Source organism: Methylomagnum sp. (assembly GCF_054333355.1).
Map to the genome: position 1 here is coordinate 1 of NZ_JBTEKS010000347.1, position 4,691 is coordinate 4,691.

A 4,691-nucleotide genomic window follows, 5' to 3' on the forward strand; every position below is an offset into this window, starting at 1 on the left:
CCCGTGTCGGGCTGAAGCCCGACCTACAATCTCCACGAACGCTCCCAACCATCAACCCCCGATTCCAGCCGCACGGATCGGACGGCACATCCCAATCAGCGGCAAACTCAATCAAGCAAGGAGTCCTCATCATGGCAAACGCCAGCCTTTCCCAATCCCCCGTCGAAGTCCGCCAAACCAAGCTGCTCATCGACGGCCAGTGGGTCGACGCCGCCAGCGGCAAGACCTTCGAAACCCTCAACCCCGCCACCGGCGACGTCATCGCCCAGGTCGCCGAAGCCGATAAAGAAGACGTGGATCGCGCCGTTAAGGCCGCCCGCCGCGCCTTCGAAACCGGCCCCTGGCGCACGATGGATGCCCGCGAGCGGGGCCGCCTGCTGTACAAGCTGGCCGACTTGATGGAGCAGCACATCGACGAACTGGCCGCGCTGGAAACCCTCGACAATGGCAAGCCCATCCGCGACAGCCGCAACGCCGACCTGCCGCTGGCCATCGACTGCCTGCGCTACTACGCCGGGTGGGCCGACAAGCTGGAAGGCAAGACCATCCCCATCCGGGGCAATCATTTCTGCTATACCCGCCACGAGCCGGTGGGCGTGGTCGGCCAGATCATCCCCTGGAACTTCCCGTTGCTGATGCTGGCCTGGAAATGGGGTCCGGCCCTGGCAGCAGGCTGCACCATCGTGATGAAAACCGCCGAGCAGACGCCGCTGTCGGCCCTGCGGGTGGCTGAATTGGCAATGGAAGCGGGCTTCCCGAACGGCGTCATCAATGTGATTTCCGGCTTCGGGCCGACGGCGGGCGCGGCGATTTCCGAACACATGGACATCGACAAGGTGGCCTTCACCGGCTCCACCGAAGTGGGCAAGCTCATCATGCAAGCCGCCGCCCGTTCCAACCTCAAGCGCGTCACGCTGGAACTGGGCGGCAAAAGCCCGAACATCGTGTTCGCCGACAGCGACCTGGACGCCGCCGTGGAAGGCGCTTTCCTCGGCCTGTTCTTCAACCAGGGCCAATGCTGCTGCGCCGGGTCGCGGCTGTTCGTGGAGCAGAAGGTCTACGACGAATTCGTGGACCGCATCGCCCACCGCACCGGGCAGCAAGTGGTCGGCGATCCGTTCGACTTCAACACCACCCAAGGCCCGCAGGTCAGCCAGGAGCAGTTCGACAAGATCATGGCCTACATCGACATCGGCAAAGCCCAAGGCGGTCGGCTGGTGCGGGGCGGCGGCAGGGTAGGGGAGCGGGGTTATTTCATCGAGCCGACCGTGTTCGCCGATGTGCGCGACGAGATGACCATTGCCCAGGAGGAAATCTTCGGCCCGGTCTTGTCGGTGATTCCGTTCAAGGACGTGGACGAGGTCATCGCCCGGGGCAATCGCAGCCTTTATGGACTCGCCGCCGCCGTGTGGACCCGCGACATTAGCAAGGCCCACCGCTTGGCGGCGGAACTCAAGGCCGGGACGGTGTGGGTGAATTGCTATGACGTGTTCGATGCCGCCGCGCCGTTTGGCGGGTTCAAGATGTCGGGGATCGGGCGGGAATTGGGGAGTTATGCGATGCAGAATTATTTGGAGGTTAAGACGGTGACGGTGGCTTTGTAGGATTGGCTATCGAAGTTGGGCACAGCGCTGAGGGCTGTGCCCAACTTTAATTCCCGTTACCCCCCCGATTTCTTAACCACCCAGCCCTTTTTCCCCAGCGCCTCCATCACTGCGGCCACATGGTCGCCCTGCACCTCGATGACCCCATCCTTGACGGTGCCGCCGGAACCGCAGCGCTGCTTCAATTCCTTGCCCAGCTTGTCCAGTTCCGCGTCGGGCAGTGGCACGCCCATCACCACGGTCACGCCCTTGCCCTTGCGGCCCTTGGTTTCCAAGCGTACCCGCACAATGCCGTCGGTTTTTGGCGCGGGCTTGGCCTTGCCGCATTGGCAGCGGGCCACGGGCTGGCGACAGGCGGGGCACATGCGGCCATGTTCGGTGGAATAGACGAGACCGCCGACGGCGGGGGATTTTTTGGCGCTCATGAGTTGGGTGTGGTGCGGTAGAACTCGTCCCGGATTTCGAATAGCGCCTCTTCCACCCGCGCCGGATCGGGACGTTCCGGCAAGAGGCTGCGTTCGAAGGCGGCGCGGATCTCGGCCAGCTTGGCTTCGGCGCGGTTGACCAGATCGTCATACTCGAACTCGCCCCGGCGGATGCTGAGCAGGAAATCCCGGTCGGGGCGGCGCACCCGGACCAAGCCTTCGGTGGCAATTTCCAGCGCCATGTTCAGCAGCCGGAAGGTGTGCATCATGTTCTTGGCGTCGTAGCGCTTGCCGTGGGCCAGCGTGCCTTGATAACGGGCCTCGTTGCGGCGTTCCACCCAGTCCCAATATTCGCGGTATTCTCGGCAGTGGACGGCGTAGCCGTCCTTGTTGAAATGCAGGAAGCCGACCGGCGTCAGGTCTTTCGGGATGGAACTGAGGCTCACCGCCTGCGCCTCCGGGCCGGAGACGACGCCCCGCAGCCCGGCGCCCGGCGCGTGGAAGAGGGCGTAGCCATCGCGGAAATGGGGAATGGCGGCGAGTCCGCAATCCTCCTGCCGGAAACCGCGTCGGCTCAGCCACTCCGTCAGCGGCACGCTGCCCTGGCCCTCGGCGATGTGGCAGAAATCCAGCACGCCTTTCCGTTCCGGTGCCACGGGGTTGAGGATTTTCTTATTGAGGCCACGGGCCTTCTTGATTTGGGTTTGGGCATAACCGGCGAACGTTTCCTCGCACAGCTTGCTGAGGAACATCTCGGGGGCTAACCGCGCCAGCAGCGGGTGGCGATAGCGGACGCAATCGGCGGGCGTGGCGAGCAATTCCAACAGGTTGGGGTTGTTCTTGCGGAGCAGTTCGGCGTAGCGCCGCAGTTCGTAATACACCTCGTCCTGGCTGTCGTTGGCGACCTGCTCCACGGCGCCGAAGCCGTAGAACGCCCGCTTCGGCAGAATGAACACGCCTTTCAGGTCGAGGTCGGAGGCGGGCAGTTGCAGGCCGTAGGCTTGGCTGCCGCTCACGCATTCCAGCAGCAGCCATTCGCGATGGGCTTGCAGGGTGGCGTAGTTCATGGCGTCAACAGGCGGCGGAACAGGCGGTTCAAGGGCTCCGCCTCGCCCTGATGGGACGGGAGTTCGCGGCTGGCGTCCAGATAAGCGGGCAGGCGCTCGGCGATGAAGGCGTGGAGGATGGGCACGGGCGCGATGATGGCTTTTTCGTCCGCCGTCCGCTTGCGGGCCAGCAAGTCGTCGATGGCCTGCTGAGTGTCGGCGTCGTCGATCAGGGTCCGTAACGTGGCGAATTCCATGGGCGGCACGGCGCGGCGTTCCAGAATCCATCCCGCCGCCAGCAGCGGGCGCAGCGCGTAGAAGTATTTTTTCAGTAGCACCGCGTCCCCGGCGAGGTCTTGCTCGAAGGCGTTGCGGGCCATGCGCAGGTAATGGTGGCTACCGGCGCGGGGCGAGAAATAGGCCGGGATCAGCGCCGTCAAGGCTTGGAAGAACCGCTCGTCCCGCCGGTAGACGATGGGCGAGTGCAGCCATTCGTAGAACGCGGCGTTGTTCTTGCGGAACAGCGCCAGCGCCTTGCGGACATCCCAGCCGATCACGTCCAGCACCGCGTCCACCGGGCATTCGATCACGTCGCGGCGGTCGCCGATGCTGAGATAGTGGTCACGGTCGTGGACGTAGATGAACCGGACATCGTAGTCGCTGTCCGGCGAGGCGAAGCCCCATGCGCGGCTACCGGATTCCGCCGCGTAGAGGATGCGGACGGCGCGGCGGGTTTCGATGTCGGCGAGTTGGGCGAGGATTTGGGCGTGCATGGGGAAATGATTCATGGTTTTCAAGGATGACGGCACCATGATTTTGCCTCAACGAGCAGGGGGTGGCCATCAAGTCGCAATGGCTAAATCAGATTCGAGTATGTAAAGGCTATTGGGTATCAGATTGTGGCAGTGTAACCCTTGGTCAGCCAACGGAATATCAAACTTAACAAGGACTCGCCCGTGAGTATTTTTTGGTTCGACAACGATTCCCCTTTTGTCAATAAGTACCCAATAGTTATCGCCTGGACGGCAATCTTTTGGAGCTGAAACCGTTCCATTGAATGAGCGCAAGACGACTTTGGTATTGGCTGCGAGCATAATAATTACGGAATGACGGATTTCATCTAGGCAAGCGTGGTAGGCTGGGTTGAGGAACGAAACCCAGCACAGGCGGCAAATAAGCTGGGTTTCCGCAAAGCTCCAACCCAGCCTACGGCTCTCCGTTAATAAGACGTAGCCCGGATGGGGTGCGGCGGAATCCGGGATAACCGCGCCATCATAAGCCCGGATTCCGTAAAGTCCAATCCATGCTTGGCAGCACCTCAGTTATCCCGGATTTTCTCGTTTCCAAGGAGTATGTACAACCAAGCTTTTGCAAGAACCCACACCCACCATCCGCCCAAATACAAAGGCACCACGCTTTGAGCCAAATGCACAATGCGCCATGTGAGAAAGAATTGAATCAGCGCATATAAGCCAAGCCCCACCATTGCAAGCGCTACAAGGCTTGGAACGATTAGGGTTGCCAAAATAGTTTTCATTCGGCTGGTTTCTAGGCGCAGATGAGAGAATCAACAAACGTAGAGATGTGGCTGGATGGGGCAGGGCGGAATCCGGGAT

The 4,691-nt window shown here is 61.6% G+C and carries 5 protein-coding genes; 1 reads left to right on the forward strand and 4 read right to left on the reverse strand.

Going from position 1 to position 4,691, the window contains the following annotated elements:
- The first annotated feature begins 131 nt into the window (after positions 1-131).
- A complete protein-coding gene (locus ACXWUF_RS18885) occupies positions 132-1,604 on the forward strand; it encodes an aldehyde dehydrogenase family protein (protein WP_458496138.1) in 1,473 nt (490 codons plus the stop codon).
- 56 nt (positions 1,605-1,660) lie between these two features.
- Here the strand turns inward: ACXWUF_RS18885 and ACXWUF_RS18890 are convergent, their stop codons facing one another.
- The 4 genes from ACXWUF_RS18890 to ACXWUF_RS18905 form a co-directional block, all read right to left on the reverse strand.
- Positions 1,661-2,029, reverse strand: coding sequence for a translation initiation factor Sui1 (locus ACXWUF_RS18890; protein WP_458496139.1), 369 nt, complete (start codon positions 2,027-2,029; stop codon positions 1,661-1,663).
- A complete protein-coding gene (locus ACXWUF_RS18895) occupies positions 2,026-3,096 on the reverse strand; it encodes a DNA polymerase beta superfamily protein (RefSeq protein WP_458496140.1) in 1,071 nt (356 codons plus the stop codon). Before ACXWUF_RS18895 ends, ACXWUF_RS18890 begins: the two co-directional genes overlap by 4 nt.
- The gene (locus ACXWUF_RS18900) at positions 3,093-3,887 is read right to left on the reverse strand and encodes a nucleotidyltransferase domain-containing protein (protein WP_458496141.1); all 795 of its coding nucleotides are present in this window, start codon (positions 3,885-3,887) and stop codon (positions 3,093-3,095) included. The genes ACXWUF_RS18895 and ACXWUF_RS18900 overlap by 4 nt, the downstream gene beginning before the upstream one ends.
- A 506-nt stretch (positions 3,888-4,393) precedes the next feature.
- Positions 4,394-4,612 carry a hypothetical protein gene (locus ACXWUF_RS18905; RefSeq protein WP_458496142.1) on the reverse strand — a complete coding sequence of 73 codons (219 nt, stop codon included), beginning with the start codon at positions 4,610-4,612 and terminating at the stop codon, positions 4,394-4,396.
- Between the last annotated feature and the right edge of the window lie 79 nt (positions 4,613-4,691).